The sequence below is a fragment of the Nocardioides speluncae genome (assembly GCF_003121585.1).
Classification (GTDB): domain Bacteria; phylum Actinomycetota; class Actinomycetes; order Propionibacteriales; family Nocardioidaceae; genus Nocardioides; species Nocardioides speluncae.
On sequence record NZ_QEOO01000016.1, the window covers coordinates 16102 to 37040 of the forward strand.

The following is a 20939-nucleotide window of genomic DNA, read 5'->3' on the forward strand; positions in this document are numbered from 1 at the left end:
CTGCCCCAGCATGTCCGTAATCCGGACGACGACCGTACCGCGCCAGAGCCCACCGAGTCAGTCGAGCAGGCCGCGGCGGCGGGCGATGGCGGCGGCCTCGGTCCGGCCGGAGGCACCCAGCTTGCCGAGGATGTTGGAGACGTGGACGCTGACGGTCTTGGTGCTGATGAACAGCTGCTTGCCGATCTCACCGTTGCTGCGGCCGATCGCGACCAGCGCCAGGATCTCCTTCTCGCGCGGCGTCAGCGTGTCCGGCGCAGCCTCGGCGCGCGGCGTCGCCGTACCGCCGAGGGTCTGCAGCTCGTCGAGCAGCGGCTGCGCGCCGAGCTCGTGGGCGGTCGCCCGGGCCGGGTCGGAGTGCACCCGGGCCGCGGCCAGGTCACCGCTCGCGCGGAGTACGGCGGCCAGGCGGGCCTGCGACCGCGCCAGCTCGAACCGGTGCCCGAACTCGCCGAACAGCCGGACCGCCTCGGTCCACGGCGTCACCAGCTCGTCGACCGACGGCGCGTCGATCCCGGCCCGCCAGCGGAACCGCAGCGTCTCGGCCTCCAGCCGGGCCGCCCAGGCCTGGCCCTCCGGGCCCCACGACTTGCGCTCCTCCGCGATCAGCTCCAGCGAGCAGTCCGCACCCTTGCGGAGCCGGGCGACATCGGCGGCCGCCTGCTCCCGCTCGGCTGCTGACAGCTGCTCGACCGAGCTCGCCAGCGCGCCGATCGCCAGCGCGGCGAGCCGCACCCGGGCATGGAAGAAGCTGCGCCACATGCCGCTCACCAGGGTGACCAGGTCGTCGTGCTCGCGGACCGCGGCCGCGGCGTCGCCGCGGTTGCCGTAGGCGTCGATCATCGCGCTGCCGGCAGTGATCGCGATCAGGCCATCCTTGTCCCAGTGCGGCCGCACCTCGCGCCCGAACGCCACCGCGTCGGCACCGCGACCGACATGCACCATCAACTCCAGGGCCGCGAGCAGTGACTCGGGGCCGATGGGCGGCTGCTGGCCGCTGACGTCGGTGAGCCGGAGTACGTCGTCCCAGGCGCCGGTGAGGTAGGCGACCTGAGCATCCATGAACCGCGCGTCGAAGCCGTACGGCGCCCACGGCTGGCTGGTCTCCTCGGCCCGCACGACCGCCCGCTGGAACGCCTCCCGGGCTCCCGCGAACTGGCCGCGGTCGAGCCTCCGGCGGCCGAGCAGGTAGAGCCCGCGCAGCTCGGCGTAGACCGCACCGGTCTCCGCGGCCCGCTTCACGACCTCGTCGAGGGCCTCGATCACCGCGTCGTCGTCGCCGGCGTTCTCGAGGCCGACCAGGGTGGTCATCACCTCGCTCGCGAGATGGGGCATGTCGAGGGACTCGGCCATCGCGAGCGCCTCGACCGCGACGGGGCGGGCCTGCTCGTTCTCGGCGTACGCCAGCGCGCGGGCGTGGCTGGCCAGCGCCTTGGCCCGCAGCGCGGACATCTCGTCCGGGATGTGGGCGAGCGCCTCGGTGGTGAGCTCGAGCGCGTCGAGCCTGGTCTCGGCCACCATCACCGTGTTGGCGAGCGCGAAGAGGAGATGACCACGTGAGGTCGGCGACGCGTCGTCGGGCAGCGCCGCCAGGTGGGCCTGGATCAGCGACAGGCCGCGGTCCGGGTGACCGGACACGATCAGCGACTCGGCGGTCCGCGACACCAGAGCGGCCATGTCGACGGTGACTTCGGCGGCCAGCCGCTCGTCGGCCAGCAGGTCGAGGGCAAGCTCGTAGTGTTGCGCGGCCTCGTCGGGTCCGCCGACCGCGAACGCGTCGTCGCCGGCGTCGATGCTGGCGCGGAGCGCGGTCGGCAGGTCGTGGGCAGCGCGGGCGTGCCGGGCCAGCTCGGCCGCGGTGCCCTTTGACTGGCCCTGACCTTGGGACTCACTGAGCACCCGGGCGAAGGCGGCGTGCAGCCGGACCCGCTCGCCCGGCAGCAGGTCGTCGTACACCGCCTCGGCGAGCAGGGCGTGCCGGAAGGCATAGCCGTCGCCGCGGGCCGGCACCAGGACGTTGGTCTCGACCGCGTGGCGCAGCGCCTGCTCCAGCGCGGCGTCGTCGATGGAGACGACGCTGGCGAGCAGTGGGTGAGAGACCCGGCGGCCGGCCACGGCAGCGGCGCGGACCACCCGCTGGGCGGCGTCGTCGAGCCGGTCCAGCCGGACCAGCAGCAGACCGGCGAGGTCCTCGGGCAGGCCGCCGCCCCAAGCCGCGTTGACCAGCTCCTCGACGAAGAATGCGTTGCCCTCGGCGCGGTCGACGATGTCGGCGACATCGGACTCCAGCAGCGGGTCGGGGTGAAGCTGCTTGACCAAGGCTCGGACCGCGGGGGTGCCCAGCGGGGCGAGCTGCAGGCGACCGACTCCCGGGATCCGGGCCCACTCGGCGGCGGCGGTGCGCAGCGGGTGGCGGCGGTGCAGGTCGTCGCTGCGGTACGACGCCACGATGGCGACCCGGCGGGCGAACGGGCGGCTGAACAGGAAGCTGAGCATGTCGCGGGTCGAGCGGTCCGCCCAGTGGGTGTCCTCGATGACCAGCAGCAGCGGGGCGGCCTCGGCCGCGGTCTCCAGCAGCGCGTGGACGGCGTCGAAGATGTCGCCGCGGTCGACGGTCGCGGCGTCACCGCTCTCACCCTCGGTCATCACCCGGCGGCCGGGGAGCAGGCGGTTGAGCGCGGGCTGGTCGGCCGCGACCTTGGCGACGATGTCCGGCAGGTCGGTGGCGAGGCGGCCGAGCACCTCGGAGAAGGGAAGGTAGGGCAGCGCGCTGTCACCGAAGTCGAGGCAGTGGCCGGCCACGACCTGCCAGCCCTCGGTGAAGGCGACGTCGCGGAGCTCGGTCAGCAGCCGAGTCTTGCCGACGCCGGCGTCGCCGGACAGCAGCACCGCGCGGACCGGCGGCTGGCTCGAGTTGAAGGAGCCCGAGACAGCACGGATGCCGAGCTGGGAAGTTATCTCCTCCAGCTCGGCATCTCGGCCGATCAATGTTTGGTTGGGTGTCGGTGCTGCCACATCACACATGATGTCGTGCATCACCGACAATATTCCGCCAGACGGCACTCCTGGGGCCGTCGCTGTGCCGGCCATCAGGCCGCGAAGCGCTGAACCAGGCGGGTGCCGGCGCGGTGCCGGCGTACCTTCTGCTCCTTCGGCTTGCGGTCTGCCTTCACCTTGCGGACAAGAGCCCGGTGGCGGGCCTCACGGAGGTAGTCCTCCTGGTCGAGGAGAAGGCGGTCGGTCCAGGTGTTCAGGTTGTTCATCTCGATCTCCTTGTTCGGGCTGATGACAAGGAGATTGCGCCTATGAGGTAGGCCCTCACATCGGACGACTGCCCTATTCGTGGACGGCCGAGGTGGACCTAGGTGCCTTAGGTAGGGGCATGCCGGGTGGCCGGCCGTCTAAGGCAGTCCGAGCCGAGCGTCAGATCGGGCGGCCGGCAGCCCAGACGCCGGCGACGAGGGGTACGCCGGGGCGGTAGGCGAGGTGCACGTGGCTGGGTGCGTCGAGCAGCACCAGGTCGGCCCGCTTGCCGGGCACCAGGGCGCCGACGTCGTCGCGGTCGAGGGCCTCGGCGCCGCGCTGAGTGGCGGCGTACACCGCCTCGGCGGGGCTCATCCGCATCTCGCGCACGGCCAGCGCGATGCACAGCGGCAGCGAGCTGGTGAAGCAGCTGCCCGGGTTGCAGTCGGACGCGATCGCGACCTTGACGCCGGCGTCGATCAGGGCGCGGGCGTCGGGGTAGGGCTGACGGGTGGAGAACTCGACGCCGGGCAGCAGGGTGGCGATGGTGCCTGCGTCGCGGAGGGCAGCGATGTCGGCGTCGTGGAGGTAAGTGCAGTGGTCGACCGCAGTCAGGCCGAGCTCGGCGGCGAGCCGGACGCCCGGACCGGGGCCGAGCTGGTTGGCGTGCAGCCGACCCCTCAGGCTGTGGGCCTTGCCCGCGGTCAGGATCGCCCTGGCCTGGTCGGCGTCGAAGGCGCCGCGCTCACAGAACACGTCGATCCAGCTCGCGTACGGCGCCGCCGCGGCCAGCATCGGGCCGGTGACCAGCTCGACGTACGCCGCCGGGTCGTCGGCGTACTCGGTGGGTACGACGTGGGCGCCGAGGAACGTGGTCTCGTCGGTGAACTGGCGGGCGACCGCGAGGCTGCGGGCCTCGTCGTGGGTGGTCAGGCCGTAGCCGCTCTTGATCTCGACCGTGGTCGTTCCCTGCCGCTGCATCTCCTGGACGAGCCGGGCGGTGTGGGCGGTCAGCTGCTCGTCAGTGGCCTGTCTCGTTGCGGCGACGGTGGTGCGGATGCCGCCCGCGGAGTACGGCGTACCGGTCATCCGGGCCGCGAACTCCTGGGCCCGGTCGCCGGCGAAGACGAGATGGCTGTGGCTGTCGACGAAGCCCGGGAGCACTGCCCGGCCGCCGGCGTCGACCTGACTGTCGGCGGCGGGTGCTTCGGTTATGGGACCTACCCAGGCGACCCGGGAGCCTTCGATGACCAGCGCTGCGTCCGTGACGATGCCGAGCAGCCCGTCGCGCACGGGGTCGTTGGTGACCAGCTCGCCGATGTTGGTGATGAGGGTCGAGGTCACTCCCAGAGCCTTCCGATCGCTGCGTCGAGCTGTCGCCCGATCTCCTCCCGGTCACCCTGCCGGACCACGACTCTGCCGTCGACCATCACCTGGGTGACGTCCTCGGCAGCGGCGGCGAAGACCGCTGTGTTCTCGTCGCGCCCCGTCCCGGCGGTGCGCGGGGTGTTGGTGTCGATGGTGACCAGGTCTGCGCGCTGGCCCTTGGCGATGGCGCCGGCGTCGCTGAACCCGAGGCTGCTGTGGCCGTCCGTCGTGGCAGCGGCCAGGAGCTCGGCCGCGCTCCAGTGGCCGCGCTGCTGGCTGGCCAGCCGCTCGTCGAGCTCGACCGCGCGCATCTCCTCGAACAGGTCGATCACCGCATGGCTGTCGGAGCCGAGCGTGAGGCGGCTCCCTGCTTCGTGGAGGCGCCGGCTCGGCCCGATCCCGTCGCCGAGGTCGCGCTCGGTGGTCGGACAGAAGCTGGCAAACGTCTGTGTCTCGCCGAGGGTGGCGATGTCGTCGTCGGTGAGGTGGGTGGCGTGGACCGCGCTGGTGAGCGGCCCGAGCACGCCGTGGTCGTGCAGCAGGCGGGTCGGGGTGACGCCGTACGCCGCGGCGCAGGCGTCGTTCTCGGCGACCTGCTCGGAGAGGTGGACATGCAGCGGACGCTGCTGTGCCCAATCGGAGACGGTCGGCAGCTGCTCGGCTGGCACCGCCCGCACTGAGTGGATCGCCGCGCCCACGACCGCTGACCCGTCGGCTTGGAGTCGGTCGACTCGCTCGGCCCACGCCTCGGCGGTCCCGTCGGAGTACCGCACCTGCACGCCCTCCGGCGGCTTGCCGAACCCGCTGCTGAGGTAGCAGGTGTCGAGCAGCGCGATCCGGATCCCGGCATCGTGGGCGGCCTGGATGAGCGCGCGGCCCATCGCGTTCGGGTCGTCGTACGGCGTGCCGTCGGGCTGGTAGTGCAGGTAGTGGAACTCCCCCACGCCGGTGATCCCCGCCGCCGCCATCTCCCGGTATGTCGCGAGCGCGAGGTCGTAGTAGGAGTCCGGCTCGAGCCTTGCCGCAACGGCGTACATCTGCTCCCGCCACGTCCAGAACGTCCCCCGCTCCCGCTGCGTCCGCCCCCGCAACGCCCGATGGAAGGCGTGCGAGTGCGTGTTCGCCAGGCCGGGGAGGGTGAGGCCGGGAATGCGCAAAACGGACTGGGTTGTCAGGCTCTCGCTGACGTTGTTGGGCGTTGCAACGGCCGACAACGTCAGGAATCCCCGGCCGGCCGGGGATTCCACCACCACCTCTGCGAACCGCCCATCCGCCACCGTCACCAGCACGTCGTCGCAGACGGCGCCGTCGACCCAGGCGCGCTCGAGGAGGTAGGTCGAGGAGGTGCTCACGCGGCCGCCAGCAGGGCCAGGGTGTCGGCGAGGGCTTCGACGCCGGCGAGGCAGTCGGCCATCGGCGCGAACTCCTCGGGCGAGTGTGAGATGCCGGTTGGGTTGCGGACGAAGAGCATCGCGGTCGGGATGCCGGCCAGCGACAGGATTCCGGCGTCGTGGCCGGCCTGGGTCGGGATGATCGGCCAGCCATGAGGCGTTGCGATCCGCGCCGCCAGCGCCGCGTCGAAGGCGACCGGCCCGGAAACCGACTCGGCCGCCACCTCCAGCGAGGTCCGGTCCCGGGAAGCGCGCTCGACGCCCTGCTTCTCGATGGTCGCGACCAGCTCGGCCAGCGCGAGCTCCGAGGACGCGCGCGCGTCCAGCCAGGCGGTGACCCGCGACGGCACGGCGTTGGTGCCGTTCGGCGCCACCTCGAGGCGGCCGAACGTCGCCCGCGACGATGCGAGACGCGCCTGCTTGTTGGCCGCGAGCGCGGTCATCGCGTAGGTGAGCATCGGGTCGCGGCGGTCCTCCATCCGGGTGGAGCCGGCGTGGTTGGCCTCGCCGGTGAAGTCGAAGCGGTACCGACCGTGCGGCCAGATCCCGCTCGCCACCCCGACCGCGACGTCCCGGTCGACGAGGTCGCGACCCTGCTCGACGTGCAGCTCGACGAAGACCCCGACCCGGTCCAGCAGCGGACTCCGGCCGAGCGACGGCGACAGCCCGGCCGCAGCCATCGCGTCCAGCAGCGGTACGCCGTCGCGGTCGCGCAGCCCGGCCGCTGCGCCGGGCGTGATCGCGCCGACCGCGAGCCGCGACCCCAAACAGGCGAGCCCGAACCGCGACCCCTCCTCCTCGACGAAGACGCCGATTCCGATCGGCCGAACCGGCGAGAAGCCTCGCGACCGCAGCACGTCGATCGCCGCCAGCGCCGAGGCGACGCCGAGCGGACCGTCGTACGCCCCACCGTCGAGGACCGAGTCCAGGTGCGACCCGGTCAGTACGCCACCACGCGATAGTCCAGAACGTTTGACATCACCTTTGGCCGCATACTGATGCGTTTCGTTCTGGACTATCGCAGCGTCGGGCTCCCACCAGGCCACCGCGTTGCCGTTCCCGTCGTGCGAAACAGGCAGGTCGCGGCGGGCGCACTCCTCCAGGAACCAGGCGTGACACTCACGCTCGGCAGCGCCGAAGGGCTGCCGGAAGTAGCCGCCCGAGGAGGCCGACCTGCCGACGGGTTGCAGATCGCGCCATAGCTCCTCGAACGACATGCAACACAGTTCATCCAGCCACCGGCGCCGGGTCAACGACCGCCGCCCGTAGCGCGTCTCAGATCTGAGACTGGCACAGTGGCGGGCATGGAGTTTCGAGAGGTGGTCCGCCGGCGCCGGATGGTTCGCAAGTACGCCGACCGCCCGGTCGACCCGGCGATCCTCGACCGGATGCTCGACCACGCGATCCGCGCACCGAGTGCTGGATTCAGCCAGGGCTGGGCGTTCCTGCGGCTGGAGCAGGCCGAGGAGCTTGAGCGATTCTGGGAGTCCACGACACCGCCGTCCGACTCACCGACCACCAGCGCCTGGCTCGAGGGCATGCGGACCGCGCCTGCGGTCATCGTGCCGCTGTCCCACCGCGACGCCTACCTCGACCGCTACAGCGAGCCCGACAAGGGCTGGACCGACCGCGACGAGGAGCGCTGGCCGGTGCCGTACTGGCACATCGACACTGGCATGGCGGCGCTGCTGATCCTGCAGACCGCGGTCGACGAGGGCCTCGGCGCCTGCTTCTTCGGCATCCCGCCGGATGGCATGAGCGCCTTCCGCGAGGCCTTCGGCATCCCCGCCGAGTACACCCCGATCGGCGCGATCACCGTCGGCCACCGGGTCCCCCGAGACCCCGGCCTGCGCGGCTCAGCAGCCCGCCGCTCGCGCCGTACCGCCGACGACGTCGTCCACCACGGCCGCTGGCAGGACCACGGATAGCGCGCGGCGCGTTAGTGGGCATCTCCGGACGTTCGTCGAGGGTCTGAGTGGTCAGGGTGCGTGCAGCGCCAGGCGGAGGAGGGAGGCGGGCCGGTGGCCCGTCGACCGACGACAACGCAGCGATGTGCGTGCCCTGGCCGCTCAGACCCCGACGAACTTCCAGAGATGTCCACTAACGTCGGGCCCGTGGTCTCCCCCTCTCCGCTCCGTCCGCTGGAGTACGACGCACTCAAGGACCGCGCGGTCGCCAAGCTGCAGGCGCTGGTGCGGATCCCGACGGTCTCCGATCGCGACCCCGACGAGATCGACAAGGCCAGCTTCGACCGGTTCCTCGAGGAGCTCCGACACCACTTTCCGCTCCTCCACAAGCACCTCGACCTGACCCGGATCCACACGCACGGGCTCCTCTTCCACTGGCCCGGACTGTCCGACCAACGGCCGGTGGTGCTGATGGCGCACCTCGACGTTGTGCCGGTCGAGGGCGAGTGGCAGCACCACGCGTTCGGCGCCGACCTGGTCGACGCACCGGACGGCAGCCCAGGAGGCGACAAGAAGGTCGTCTGGGGCCGTGGCACCCTCGACGACAAGGGCTGCCTGACCGCGATCTGCGAGGCGGTCGAGCGGCTTCTGGAGCGCGGCCACACGCCCAACCAGGACCTCTGGCTGAGCTTCGGCGCCGACGAGGAGGTCTCCGGGAAGTGCGCGCCCAAGGCCGTCGAGCACCTGCGGGAGCGCGGCGTACGGCCCTGGTTCGTGCTCGACGAGGGCGGCGCGGTCGCCCACGAGGCGTTCCCCGGCGTGAAGCCCGCGATCGCGGTGATCGGCGTGACCGAGAAGGGCGTGACCAGCGTCGAGCTGCGGGTCGAGGGCCGCGGCGGCCACGCGTCGACCCCGGCGAAGATGGGGCCGACCGCACGACTGGCCCGGGCGATCCTGCGGCTGGAGAAGGCGCCGTTCCACGCGTCCGCGCCGGCTCCCACGATCGAGCTGATCAGCAGGATCGCGCCGCACGCGCCCGGCCCGATGCGCGCGATCATGAAGCGCGCCAGCAACCGCCCCAACATCCTCACCCGGGCGCTGATCGCGGCCGGACCGGAGTCGGCCGCGATGACCCGCACGACCGCGACGGTCACCACCTTGCAGGGCTCGCCGGCGCTGAACGTGATCGCCTCGACCGCCAAGGCCGGCGTCAACATCCGGATCATGGTCGGCGACACCGTGGCGACGGTGATGGACCACCTGAGCCGCGCCGTCCACGACAAGCACGTGCACCTCGACGTGATCGAGGCCAACGAGCCCTCGCCGATCTCGCCGTACGACGATGACGACGCGTTCCGGCTGCTGGAGTCGACGATCGCGGAGGCGTTCCCGGACGCCGTCGCCTCGCCGTACGTCCAGACCGGCGCCACCGACTCCCGCTTCTTCACCGCGATCTGTGAGCGCGTCTACCGGTTCGCGCCGTTCCGGATGAGCAAGGCGCAGCGCCAGGCGATCCACTCGTACGACGAGTACCTCGGCGTCGACGCCTTCGCCGAGGGCGTGCTCTGGTACGAGCGGCTGATCGAGCAGCTGCCGGACTAGCTTGTCGACGGCCGCAGCGGCAGCAGCCGGGCCTCGACGTCGTCGAGCGCGAGCCGGACCGCACCCACGACGACGGCACGATCACCGAGCACGGACAGCTCCAGCTGACAGCTGGCCAGGGTGAGGCCGGCGAGCTGGTCGCGAACCCGCTTCAGGACCGCCTCGCCGGCCAGGGACAGGCCGCCGCCGAGCACCACCATGTCCGGGTCGAGGGTGAGTACGACGGGAGCGAGGCCACGGGCCAGCCGGACCGCGACCGCCTCGATCGCCGCCTTCGCACCGCCGTCGCCCTCCCGGGCCGCGGCGAAGACGTCCTCCGGCCTGGCGATGGCCTCCCCGTCCGGGCGGTACTGCCGCGCCAGCTCGACCAGGGCGGTGGCGTTGACCGCCTTCTCGAGCGGCCCGAGCCCCTCCTCGCCGGCCGTCGCCTGCTCGTGCTCGGGAGTGATGCTGTAGCCGATCTCGCCGGCCGCGCCGTGCGCGCCGCGGTGCAGCCGGTCGCCGATCAGGATGCCGGTGCCGAGCCGGGTGCCCCACTGGACGAACACCACGGTCTCCGCGTCGACGGCCGCGCCACACCACCGCTCGGCGAGCACGGCCAGGTTGGCGTCGTTGTGGACCTGGATCGGCACACTGAGGCGTTCGGCGAGTACGGCGACCAGCTGGCCGCTGGTCCACCCGGGAACGCTCGGCGCGTGCACGATCTCGCCGTCCGCCACGATGCCCGGCGCACCGACGGCGCAGGACAGGACGTCGGACGCGGCCACGCCGGCCTCGGCGAGCAGCGAGTCCACCACGCCACCGACGACGGCCAGTGCGGACTCGTTGGCCGGCACCTCGGTCCGCTGGGTGGCGACGGTCTCTCCCTGCAGGTCCGCGAGCACGGCCAGCACCTTGTGCGGGCCGGCGTCGATACCGAGGACATAGCCCGCGGTGCTCCGGAACCGCGCCAGCCGCGCCGGCCGGCCCGGGGCGGTGGCGTCGCCGGCGACGTACTCCACCCAGCCGGCGTCGACGAGCCGGTCAACGGCGACGCCGACCGTCGGCCGGGACAGGCCGGTGCGCGTGCTCAGCTCGGCGAGCCGGAGCGCGGCGCCGGCATCGGCGCGCAGCGCAGTCAGCACCGTGCCGCAGTTGATCTCGCGCAGCAGCGTGGTGTCGATTCGGGACACCGGACCCCCTACACACTTGGACGGGCTGCGGCGGACGATACCCGGGGCCTCGGGTCATTGCCACGGGCGCCGCCGGTCATCGAGAGTGTCCCCCGTGCCTGACGACGCCGCACCGGCCGGAACCGTCTCCCCACCCCCGCCGACCAAGTGGGCGGGGACCGCTGTGCCCGGCCTGTGGGCCGTGGTCGGCTTCCTGGTCTGCGTGGAGCTGGCCAGCGGCATCCTGCAGGGCTACTACACGCCGATCTTCAGCGACATCGCCGACCACCTGAAGATCTCGGACGCCGACGTCAACTGGTTCGAGGCCGCGCAGCTGATCCTGTCCGCGCTCGTCGTACCGCCGCTCGCCCGGCTCGGCGACCTGATCGGCCACCGCAAGGTGCTGCTGATCTCCACCGCGGTGACCGCGCTCGGCTCGTGGATCCTGGCGTTCGCGCCGTCGTTCACGACGTTCCTGATCGGCTGGGCGGTGCAGGGCGCGTACGTCGTGTGGCTGCCGCTCGAGGTCGCGATCATCCACCGCCGGACCGCGGGCACCGGCAAGCAGGCGCTGCTCACCCGCCGGGCCGCTGCGCTGCTGGTCGCCGGGCTGGAGCTCGGCGTGATCGTCGGCGCGCTGACCAGCGGGATGCTGGTCGAGGCAACGTCGATGTCGTTCCTGCTGGCGCTGCCGGCGGTCGCGGTGACGATCTGCTTCTTCGTGATCTGGTTCGGCATCGAGGAGATTCCCGGGACCGCGACCGGCGGCATCGACCTCGGCGGCCTGGCCCTGATCACCGCCGCGATCGGGCTGGTGATGGCGGGGCTCGTGGTGATCCGGCTGGACGGTCCGGGCAGCCTGGTCGCCTGGGGGCTGATCGTGGCCGGGCTGGCGACGCTGTTGCCGTTCGTCCGCTACGAGAGCGCCCGCGACGAGCCGCTGATCGACGTACACCTGCTGGCGCGGCCCGCGCAGTGGCCAGTGCAGCTGACCGCGTTCCTGTTCGGCGTCAGCGTGCTCGGCGCGCAGATCCCGCTGTCGACGTACGTGCGCACCGACCCCGACGAGGCCGGTTACGGGCTCGGCGCCAGCGCCGGGTTCGTGTCGGTGCTGGTCGGGATGTACGTCGTGTTGTTGCTGGTGGGCGCACTCCTGCTGCCGGTCGGCGCCCGGCTGCTCGGGCCGCGCCGGACCCTGGTGGTCGGTGCCTCGCTGGTCGCGCTGGGCTACATCCTGTTCGTGCCGTTCCACGACTCGGCCGCGCAGATGATGATCAACATGGCCTTCGTCGGCGTCGGCTCCGGGACGCTGGTCGCGGCCCTGCCAGCCGCCGCGGCCGCCGCGGCCCCGCCCAACCGCACCGGCTTCGCCACCGGCATGACCAACGCGACCAAGACCATGGGCGGCGCGATCGCCTCCTCGGTCTTCGCCATCGCGCTGGCCACCACCGGCTCGCTGGAGACCCCGGAGGAGGGCCACGCGGAGCTCTCCGGCTACCTCACCGTGTGGGTGATCTGCGCCGGCACCGCACTGGTCGCCGCGCTCTGCCTTCTCGTCACCCCACGCGACGCCTTCTCCGACTGAGTCGTCAGGGGGCGAGCGCCGCGCGCAGCTCCTTCGCGGTCCGCTCCGCCTCGCTCGGTTCGCAGGGATGCGACTCCAGCTCGGCGACCCGCTGGATGCCGGTGGTCTCGCCGGTACGCCACGGAACCAGCCAGACATGCAGATGGGGGTGGGCCTTCATCGTCGCCCAGGTGTAGACCCGCTCGGCCCCGACGACCTCATGGATCGCGCGGGTGACCCTGCCGAGCACCGGGCCGAACGTCGCGGCCTCCTCCTGGGTCATCTCCGCCGTGTCGAGGAAGTGCCGCCGTGCCTCGACGATGACCAGGCCGGGCGGGCCGTACGACGCCGGCGCGTGGCCGGCGACCCAGTGCGCGTCCTCGTAGACCCAGCCGCCCGGCGGCTCCTCCTCGCCACGACTCGGCCTGCAGAACCAACACGACTCAGTGGTTGTCATTTCGCCCTTCCTCCGTCGATGCTTGAAACGACCGTCATCGGAACATGAAACAAACTGTTTCAACAAGGAGAGGCGCCTGTGAATCGCCAGCTCTTCGACGTCGCCGTGGCCCTGCTGGCCGAGGAGGGCTGGGAGGCGCTCAACCTGGACCGGATCGCCGCGCGCGCCGGCGTCTCCCGCGCCACCGTGTGGCGGCACGGCATCACCCGCGCGTCGGTCGAGCGCGAGCTTCGGCAGCAGCTCGCGGCTGACTACCGCAGCCTGATGTGGCCGGTGCTGGCCCAGTCGGGCAGCGGCGCCGAGCGACTCGAGCTCGCGATCGGCGCGCTCTGCGAGCTGGCCGACCGGCACCTCGCGCTGCTGGCCCACTCGGAGATGTACCTCCACGACGCGGTGGTGGTCGACGAGAGCGAGGACGAGGTGAACCTGCTGGCGCCGTTCGTGCGCTTCCTCACCGACGGCTCCGCCGACGGCAGCCTGGCCCCGATCGAGGAGCCGTGGCCCTACGCCGCCCTGCTCTTCAATGCGGTGACGCTGCCGTACGTGCACCTGCGGGTGCACCACGCCGAGTGGGGCTGGACCCCTGAGCGCACCCGCTCCTACGTCCTCGACCTGGTCGGCCGAGGGTTTCTGCCACGACCCTTGTCTCAGCAGCCCCACATGCCGGAGACGGAGATGACCCGGTAGTACGCCGTCCAGGTCTTCGGGCCGACGATGCCGCTGTCGCGGATGCCGGCCTTGCGCTGGAACGCCTTCACCAGGGCGACCAGCTCGCTGTTGTACTTCTCGCCGTTGCCGACCGCGTCGTAGAACGCGGCGTCGTGCACCCGACCCATCGCGTTGCCGAGCGTGCCGACCTTGGTGTCGTTGGTCGAGCCCGGGTAGACCGTGAAGTCGGGGATGTGCCGGACCATCTGCGGCGCGGTGCCGACCCGGCCGGCGTACTGCTGCCGAGCACGGTCACCGTGGTCAGGCCGGCGGCGAGTACGACGAGCGCCAGCAGGCGGCCGAGGATGCTGCGGATGTTCATGGGTCCCACATCGAGATCGTGCGCGCCGTCCTCGGCCCGCATCTCGCCGGTCCGACGCTCGTACGGCGAGAAAAGTTGCCGCGCGCTTGGTTCACGTTCATGACGCGCTCTGCACCCGCCTGATGCACAATGTGGCGACTCATCTCACTGGCCTACGACCAGGGCCACCACCACAGGGGACGTCTCAATGGGGGAACACCGCCTGCGCACCCGCGCGCTGATTGTCGCCGTCGCCGTCGCCGTCGCCGTCGCCGTCGTCGGCGCCGGGCTCGCCATGATCCCGACCACCGGAACCTCGGCCAGCGCACCGGCCGCCGAGCCGAGCACGCAGGTACTGCCGCCTCAGTACCAGCAGGGCCCGGTTCGTGAAACCTGGTCGTCAGGTTCGTCGAAGTACGTCGTCACCCCGACCGCGCTCATCGACGGCGCCGGGTACCGAACCATCGTGCGCGCCTCTGACGGCGCCGTGGTCCGGAGCTTTCAGGTCTCCAGCTTGGTCGACCGGGGAGGTCTGTACCGGATCAGCGGCGACCACGCGGTCTGGCTGCGGGCGGCCGGCAACGGCCGGAAGGTGGCCTTCGAGGACCTCGACACCGGCACGATGACCGAGATCCAGGTCGGCTACGACAAGGTTCTCGCCGCCCATCCCGGCTGGGTCCTCACCGCCCGCGGCGGACACGGGCCGACGATCCACCTGCTTCGGTCGGACGGCTCGGACACGAAGGTCGACGGTCCGTTCGAAGGCTCGACCGCAAACGGCTTCGACTCCGATCCGACGGGCGCCATCTTCGACGACAGCATGGCCGGCGTGCCCCGCTTGATCGACATCGAGACCGGCGCCGTCAGCGACGTTCCCGGTCACGGCCTGACGCCGAGCCGGGTGTTCCGGTGGGTCGCGAACGATGCCACCACGAAGGTGACCTGGGTTGACCGGTCGACGCTCGACCAGACGCACACAGTCGACGTCCAGACGAGGTCGAGTCAGCTGAGCACGTTCGGCAACGGGTTGGTAGCCCTTGAGGAGTGCGCGGGCTCCGGCTGCGGCGCCGACCTCCGGCTCGTGAACCTCGAGACCGGCGAGCTCGGAGAGACGGTCGCCGGCGACGTACTGGCCGTCAGCTCTGCCGCCGACGGCGCGCTGGTCCTCAAGCTCGCCGATGGGCAACAAGGCGAGATCGCGGTCCTCCAACCGGGCGGGCAGCCGCAGGTTGTCGCCGCTGCCGCGCCGAGCATCGCCGCCGTGGAGAGCGTCGGACTCTCCGGGCACCGCGTGGTAGCCGGGGCGCGCACCGCGTCACCCTCGACGCTCAGCCAGTACCAGGACGACCAGTGGGCGCCGGTGACCGATCCCGCCACCTCGGAACCGTTGCCGACGGATCGGTCGATCTCTACCGGCGATGTCCTCCAGCTCGCCGGTGAGGTGCTCGCTGCCAGGGTCGATACCGATGTCGATCCCGAGAATCCCTGGTGGGCCGACGACCTATGGCGGCTTACCTGGCCGGCCGGCTCGCGGGACGTAGTCTCCTACGGCCCTGTCGACCTCGGGCGCCTCGGCAAGCTCGTCTCGCTGCGCCTGTCACCGGGCGACGCCGACTCGTTCGTCGTACAGGACGCGCGAACCGGCAAGGAGCTCCGGCGTACTGCGTCGCGGCCGGCGCTCGACGGAACCTGGATCTGGGAGCTGAGCCGCGGCGTGCTCACCGGTCGCGACACGGCGGGCAGCGGCTCTATCAAGCGTGTCCAGGCCGGCGTCGACTGCCAGAAGACCCCGTGGCTCGAGGATGTCCGCGGTCGCTGGGCCTTGATCGGCTGCCCGGCGTACCTGGGGCACACACTTCACGTCATCGACCTTCGCGGCGGACTCCGGAACTGGCGGGTCCCCGGCGAAGACTGGCAGCTCGGCAACGACTTCCTGTACGTCTCGGACTTCCGTGGCGACTGGACCTGGCGGGTGCGCGCGGTCGACCTCACGGCAGAGCATCACTCTCAGGTCGTCGGCGAGTCGACCGTCCCCGCGACGGTCGACGACGGATCCGGTCGCCGGCTTGCCTACGCCGACCTGTTCGGTCGCGTCGTCGTCCGCACCCTCGACTGGGTCGGCGACCCCGCCGCCCGCTCCGACCGGACCGCACCCAAGCTCCTTGGCACGAGTGGATCGCCACGGGTCCTGGTGACGTCGAAGTGGAAGGCGCCGGTCACGTTCCGGTGGCGGTACGCCGACCTCGCGAGCGCCGGCGAGGAGACGCCCGGAGGCGTGGACTCCTACCGGGTTCGGCTTCGCCTCAGGGACACCGCACGTGGCGGATGGTCGGACTGGTACCACTACGGCCTCAAGCGGACCTACCTCTCGGTCCCGGTGGATGCCGGCCGGACGATCTGCTTCCAGGTCCGTGCGAAGGATGTCCACGGCAACGAGTCGTGGTGGTCGAAGGCCCGATGCACAAGCGTCGACCGCCTGCCTCCGCGCCTCACCCGCAGCAGCGCGTACGGCGGCGGTGCGTCGATCTACTTCTCCTTCGGGGCACGTGACGAAAGCGGCGTCGCGTCGTACCACGTGCAGTACCGGATCGGTGCGTCCAGCCGACCCTGGGTCAGCCCGTGGGCGTGGCGCAGGATTGAGGACCGCAGCCCTTCCCGCTTCGGCAACGAGGTCTTTCGCCGGGTGGCCGTCGGGCAGCGGATCTGCTTCCGTGTGAAGGCCACGGACAAGGTGGGGCGGCGCAGCGGGTGGAGTGCGGCTGACTGCGTAACCAGGCGCTAGCGACAACCGGGAAGTAGGTAGCGTGGAGGCCTGATGGGCAGCCACGACGAAGAGCCGCTGCGGACGCCGGAGCGGGCGCCCGCGACCGACGCGCGGACCGGGCGGTCGGCGGCAGCGGCCCGGATGCAGCACCAGCAGCAGTGGGTGGACCTGCAGATCCAGGAGGCGGAGGCGCGCGGCGAGTTCGACGACCTGCCCGGGAAGGGCAAGCCGCTGCCGGACCTCGGCGCCCAGCACGACCCGGACTGGTGGGTCAAGCAGCTCATCGAGCGCGAGCGGATCACTGGCGTGCTGCCGCCGGCGCTGCAGCTGCGCAAGGACGACGCCGACCTCGACGCCGTGCTCGACCGGCTCCCCTCCGAGCGCGAGGTACGCCGCGAGCTGGAGGACTTCAACCGGCGGGTCGTCGAGGCCCGCCGCCAGCTGCAGGGCGGGCCGCCGGTGATCACGCCGACGCGCGACGTCGACGCCGAGGTCACCGCCTGGGCCGACCGCCGCCGCTAGCCGCTAGCCGCTAGCCGTTCCGGCGCAGGGTCTCGTCCAGCCAGCCCTTGACGCTGCCGAGCACCCCGGCCGCCTCGTGCAGCAGCTTGCCGAGGGCGTCCTGGGACTGCCGGAAGCTGTCGGCGTACGACGCCGCCGCCTGCTGGGCGGCCGCGCTGACCTTGGCGTCCTCGTCGCCGTCGCGGCGCGGGTACTCGCCGGCCAGCACCTTGGTGTAGGCGCCGGAGTCGACCCAGCGCCGCAGCTCGGAGGCCCGCACCACCAGGAACGGGTGCGACGAGGCCTCGATCAGCAGCAGCTTCAGCACCGAGTCCCGCAGCGACCCGGAGTCCTCGTACTCGCGGCCCTGGTCGAAGAAGGAGGTCGCGTCGAGGTCGTCGAGGTGGCCGCCAGAGGCGAGCTTCATGTGCACCCGAGTCGCGACGGACGGGTCCTGGGTGGCGAGCAGGCCGGCCCGGTCGGCGGACAGCTCGGACTTGCGCGACCACTCCATCAGCGCGGCCAGGATGGCGCGGGCGGCGAGGCCGCCGATCGGGACCGCGTTGAGTACGCCGCTCAGCGCGAGCAGCCGCAGCAGCAGGGTCTGGTAGACCGCGTGGCCGCTCAGCGCGTGCCCCAGCTCGTGGGCGATCGCGAATCGCAGCTCCTCCTCGTCGAGCAGGTCGACCAGCCCGGACGACAGCACGATGATCGGCTTGTCCATGCCGATGGTGACCGCGTTCGGGACCGGGTTGGCGGAGACGTAGAGCTCGGGCAGCTCGTCGGCGTCCAGCGTCGCGCCGACCTCGCCGAGCAGCTTGTGCAGCCGCGCGAACTGCCGCTCGTCGACGCGGATCGCCGAGCCGAGGTAGAGCAGACGCACCGCCCGTTCGTTGAACAGCCCGGACAGCGCCTTCACGACGGTGTCGAACCCCTTGAGCTTCCGGAGCGCGACCAGCGCGCCCTGGTCGGCGGGGTGCTCCCATGCACGGGAGCTGATCTGGGTGAGTACGACGCGGCGGCGCGCGGGCTGCTTCTTCGGCATGACGCCAAGTTTGCATGTCGTGCCGAGCCGCTATCTTGAGCCCCGTGACTCATTCGGGGAGGAGCGGCTATCGGCGGCTGGCCGCGCCCGCCGTGATGTTCACCGCCCACCGCCTGAAACGCCGGATCGAAGCGCGCTTCGGCGACCGCGGCCTGACCCGGGTGGCGGCCGAGGTGGCGCGGTCGGTGGCCCAGGTCGCGGACGCCACCGAGGCGTCGCGGGCGCGGGTCCGGCGAGCGACGTGGTACGCCCGAGCGGCCGGCGCAGTGGTGATCCTGATCGGGCTCGTGGCGCTGGCCGCCGCCCTGCGCGACGCCATCGGCAACGGCCCGGACAACTCCTTCGACTGGCTGCCGCTGGTGGAGTCGACGATCCAGAACATCGTCTTCGGCGGGCTGGCGGTGCTGTTCGTCTGGGCACTGCCGCAGCGGCTGGAGCGGCAGCGGCTGCTGTCCGAGCTGTACCGGCTGCGCTCGCTCGCCCACGTGATCGACATGCACCAGCTGACCAAGGACCCGGAGCGGGCGCACCCGACGTACACGCCGACCGACGAGAGCGTGGACATCGAGCTCACCGCCGACGAGCTGCACCACTACCTCGCGTACTGCTCGGAGCTGCTGTCGCTGGTCGCGAAGACCGCGGCGCTGTGCGCGGAGGACACCTCGGACTCCGTCGTACTCGACACGATCAGCACCCTCGAGCGGCTGACCGTGGACCTCAGCAACAAGATCTGGCAGAAGATCAGCCTGTTGCCCGTCTGACCTGGCAGTTAAATCTTCCGGCGGGAAGCGCGAGTACCCACCAGATATCCAGTTTGAGCATCTGGTATAGGGCCTCGCCTGGGACTACCTTCCTGCTACCGCGGGCCGCACCCCCCGGCCCCATCTCGGAACGAGGTCCACCAATGAAATCTCGTCGCAGATTAGTCACGACCATCGCGGGGGGAGCCCTCGCGACCGTCCTCGCCGCCACTCTGGTCAGCGGCCCGCCCGCCACCGGTGGCGCCTTCCAGGAGACCCGCGCCAGCGGCGAGTACCACGTCGCCGGCGTCCGCACCGCCGCCGACCGTACGGCCATCGCCAAGACCGGCGCTGCCGTCAACGGCCAGGAAGACAGCCGGCTGATGATCACGGCCACCGCCGCCGAGGTCAAGAAGATCGAGAAGCTCGGGTACGACGTGGTCGCGGAGGCCGCACCGGCGAAGGCCAAGAACGCCTCGCCCGAAGCGTTCCCGCCCGCCGACGCCGGCTACCACGACTACGCCGAGATGACCGCCGTCATCAACCAGGCCGTCGCCGACCACCCGACACTGATCTCGAAGCAGGTCTACGGCCGCTCATACCAGGGCCGCGACCTCTATGCGCTGAAGATCTCCGACAACGTCGGGATCGACGAGGCCGAGCCCGAGGTGCTGTTCACCCACCACCAGCACGCGCGCGAGCACCTCACGGTCGAGATGGCGATCTACCTGATCAACCTGTTCACCGACAGCTACTCCTCCGACACCGCGATCAAGAACGCCGTCGACACCCGCGAGATCTGGATCCTCCCGGACCTCAACCCGGACGGTGGCGAGTTCGACATTGCGACCGGCTCGTACCGCAGCTGGCGCAAGAACCGGCAGCCGAACTCCGGCTCGACGGCCGTCGGCACCGACATGAACCGCAACTGGGGCTACAAGTGGGGCTGCTGCGGCGGCTCGTCGGGCAGCCCGAGCTCGGACACCTACCGCGGCGCCTTCGCCGAGTCGGCGCCCGAGGTGAAGGCGGTCGCCGACTTCGTCCGCGGCCGGGTCGTGGGCGGCGTACAGCAGATCACCGCCAACATCGACTTCCACACCTACAGCGAGCTGGTGCTCTGGCCGTACGGCTGGACCTTCGACGACACCGCGCCCGGCCTGAACGCCGACGAGGAGCGGACGTTCCGCACGCTCGGCACCCAGATGGCCAACATGAACGGCTACACCCCCGAACAGTCGTCCGACCTCTACATCACCGACGGCACCATCGACGACTGGCTGTGGGGTCAGTACAAGATCTGGGGGTACACGTTCGAGATGTTCCCGTCGTGCTGCACCTTCTATCCGGGCGACGAGATCATCGCCCGGGAGACATCCCGCAACAAGGCACCGGTGCTCCACTTCCTGTCCTACGCCGACTGCCCGCCGCGGGTGATCGGCCAGACCTGTGCGGCGCCGGGCTCGGTGACGGTTACCAACCCGGGCAACCAGACCTCGACGGTCGGGACCGCGGTCAACCGCACCAACAGCGCGAGCGGCGGCACCGCGCCGTACACGTGGTCGGCGACCGGTCTGCCGGCCGGGCTGTCGATCAGCGCGTCGACCGGCACCATCACCGGTACGCCGACCACGGCCGGCACGTCGAACGTCACCGTCACGGCGCGGGACAGCTCCAACCCGGCCAAGACCGGCTCGGCGTCGTTCTCGTGGACGGTCAACCCGGTGGGCACCTGCTCGCCGCAGACCAACGGCACCGACTTCGCGATCGGTGACCACACCACCATCGAGTCGCCGGTCACGGTCAGCGGCTGCACCGGCAACGGCTCGGCCACGGCCAAGGTCGCGGTCAACATTCAGCACACCTACATCGGTGACCTGAAGGTCGACCTGATCGCACCCGATGGCACCGTCTACGTGCTGCACAACCGCTCCGGCGGCAGCGCCGACAACATCAACACCACCTACACGGTGAACCTCTCCTCCGAGGTCGCCAACGGCACCTGGAAGCTCCGGGTCAACGACAACGCCAACATCGACACCGGCAAGCTCGACACCTGGACGCTGACAGCGAAGTAGCACTCGGGGTCGTGGGTCTGAGGGTGCGCTATGGCGCACGCTCAGACCCACGATCGTTCATCGTCCAGGTTCTACAGCCCAAATCGACCGCGGCATGGTCTAATTTCCGGGCTCAACTGCTC

General features: G+C 71.1%; 17 protein-coding genes. 8 read left to right on the plus strand and 9 right to left on the minus strand.

Annotation, left to right across the window (positions count from 1 at the left end; all coding sequences use genetic code 11):
* Positions 1-57: 57 nt before the first annotated feature.
* The 5 genes from DDV73_RS29450 to DDV73_RS07535 form a co-directional block, all read right to left on the minus strand.
* Positions 58-3015: a helix-turn-helix transcriptional regulator gene (locus tag DDV73_RS29450; protein ID WP_161962314.1), complete on the minus strand. Its 2958-nt coding sequence runs from the start codon at positions 3013-3015 to the stop codon at positions 58-60.
* Between the two features lie 74 nt (positions 3016-3089).
* Complete coding sequence (locus DDV73_RS27800) at positions 3090-3263, minus strand: hypothetical protein (protein WP_154402651.1); 174 nt, start codon at positions 3261-3263, stop codon at positions 3090-3092.
* Positions 3264-3423: 160 nt separating this feature from the next.
* Positions 3424-4587, minus strand: a complete 1164-nt coding sequence (gene hutI / locus DDV73_RS07525) for an imidazolonepropionase (RefSeq protein ID WP_109506636.1) — start codon at positions 4585-4587, stop codon at positions 3424-3426.
* Positions 4584-5963, minus strand: coding sequence for a formimidoylglutamate deiminase (locus DDV73_RS07530; RefSeq protein WP_109506637.1), 1380 nt, complete (start codon positions 5961-5963; stop codon positions 4584-4586). Before DDV73_RS07530 ends, hutI begins: the two co-directional genes overlap by 4 nt.
* Positions 5960-7219, minus strand: a complete 1260-nt coding sequence (locus tag DDV73_RS07535; protein ID WP_109506638.1) for an allantoate amidohydrolase — start codon at positions 7217-7219, stop codon at positions 5960-5962. Before DDV73_RS07535 ends, DDV73_RS07530 begins: the two co-directional genes overlap by 4 nt.
* Positions 7220-7306: 87 nt before the next feature.
* Here DDV73_RS07535 and DDV73_RS07540 point away from each other — a divergent pair, with 87 nt between their 5' ends.
* Both DDV73_RS07540 and DDV73_RS07545 read left to right on the plus strand, forming a co-directional pair.
* Positions 7307-7930 (plus strand): nitroreductase family protein, encoded by a 624-nt coding sequence (locus DDV73_RS07540; protein WP_109506639.1) that lies wholly within the window; start codon positions 7307-7309, stop codon positions 7928-7930.
* A gap of 186 nt (positions 7931-8116) precedes the next feature.
* Entirely contained in the window at positions 8117-9511 is a 1395-nt protein-coding gene (locus DDV73_RS07545) for a M20/M25/M40 family metallo-hydrolase (RefSeq protein WP_240617174.1), read from the plus strand.
* On the opposite strand, the gene DDV73_RS07550 is transcribed toward DDV73_RS07545, so the two are convergent.
* A complete protein-coding gene (locus DDV73_RS07550) occupies positions 9508-10683 on the minus strand; it encodes an ROK family transcriptional regulator (RefSeq protein WP_161962315.1) in 1176 nt (391 codons plus the stop codon). The two genes, DDV73_RS07545 and DDV73_RS07550, sit on opposite strands and share 4 nt — an antisense overlap.
* Before the next feature lie 94 nt (positions 10684-10777).
* Here DDV73_RS07550 and DDV73_RS07555 point away from each other — a divergent pair, with 94 nt between their 5' ends.
* Complete coding sequence (locus DDV73_RS07555) at positions 10778-12247, plus strand: MFS transporter (RefSeq protein ID WP_240617175.1); 1470 nt, start codon at positions 10778-10780, stop codon at positions 12245-12247.
* Positions 12248-12251: 4 nt separating this feature from the next.
* Here DDV73_RS07555 and DDV73_RS07560 read toward each other — a convergent pair whose 3' ends face one another.
* Positions 12252-12683, minus strand: coding sequence for an HIT family protein (locus DDV73_RS07560; RefSeq protein ID WP_109506642.1), 432 nt, complete (start codon positions 12681-12683; stop codon positions 12252-12254).
* 78 nt (positions 12684-12761) lie between these two features.
* Here DDV73_RS07560 and DDV73_RS07565 point away from each other — a divergent pair, with 78 nt between their 5' ends.
* Positions 12762-13370, plus strand: a complete 609-nt coding sequence (locus DDV73_RS07565; protein ID WP_161962316.1) for a TetR/AcrR family transcriptional regulator — start codon at positions 12762-12764, stop codon at positions 13368-13370.
* On the opposite strand, the gene DDV73_RS07570 is transcribed toward DDV73_RS07565, so the two are convergent.
* Positions 13331-13597 (minus strand): peptidoglycan-binding protein, encoded by a 267-nt coding sequence (locus DDV73_RS07570; protein ID WP_109506644.1) that lies wholly within the window; start codon positions 13595-13597, stop codon positions 13331-13333. The genes DDV73_RS07565 and DDV73_RS07570 overlap by 40 nt on opposite strands.
* 303 nt (positions 13598-13900) lie before the next feature.
* Between DDV73_RS07570 and DDV73_RS07575 the strand changes: the two genes are divergently transcribed.
* A complete protein-coding gene (locus DDV73_RS07575) occupies positions 13901-16474 on the plus strand; it encodes a hypothetical protein (RefSeq protein ID WP_109506645.1) in 2574 nt (857 codons plus the stop codon).
* Positions 16475-16507: 33 nt separating this feature from the next.
* On the plus strand, positions 16508-16978 hold the full coding sequence (locus DDV73_RS07580; protein ID WP_109506646.1) for a DnaJ family domain-containing protein: 471 nt from the start codon (positions 16508-16510) through the stop codon (positions 16976-16978).
* A 10-nt stretch (positions 16979-16988) separates the two neighbouring features.
* Here the strand turns inward: DDV73_RS07580 and DDV73_RS07585 are convergent, their stop codons facing one another.
* Complete coding sequence (locus tag DDV73_RS07585) at positions 16989-18002, minus strand: M48 family metallopeptidase (RefSeq protein WP_109506647.1); 1014 nt, start codon at positions 18000-18002, stop codon at positions 16989-16991.
* Between the two features lie 44 nt (positions 18003-18046).
* On the opposite strand from DDV73_RS07585, the gene DDV73_RS07590 reads away from it, so the two are divergent.
* Positions 18047-18763, plus strand: coding sequence for a hypothetical protein (locus DDV73_RS07590; protein WP_240617176.1), 717 nt, complete (start codon positions 18047-18049; stop codon positions 18761-18763).
* Positions 18764-18906: 143 nt separating this feature from the next.
* On the plus strand, positions 18907-20817 hold the full coding sequence (locus tag DDV73_RS07595; protein ID WP_109506649.1) for a M14 family zinc carboxypeptidase: 1911 nt from the start codon (positions 18907-18909) through the stop codon (positions 20815-20817).
* The last annotated feature ends 122 nt before the right edge of the window (positions 20818-20939 follow it).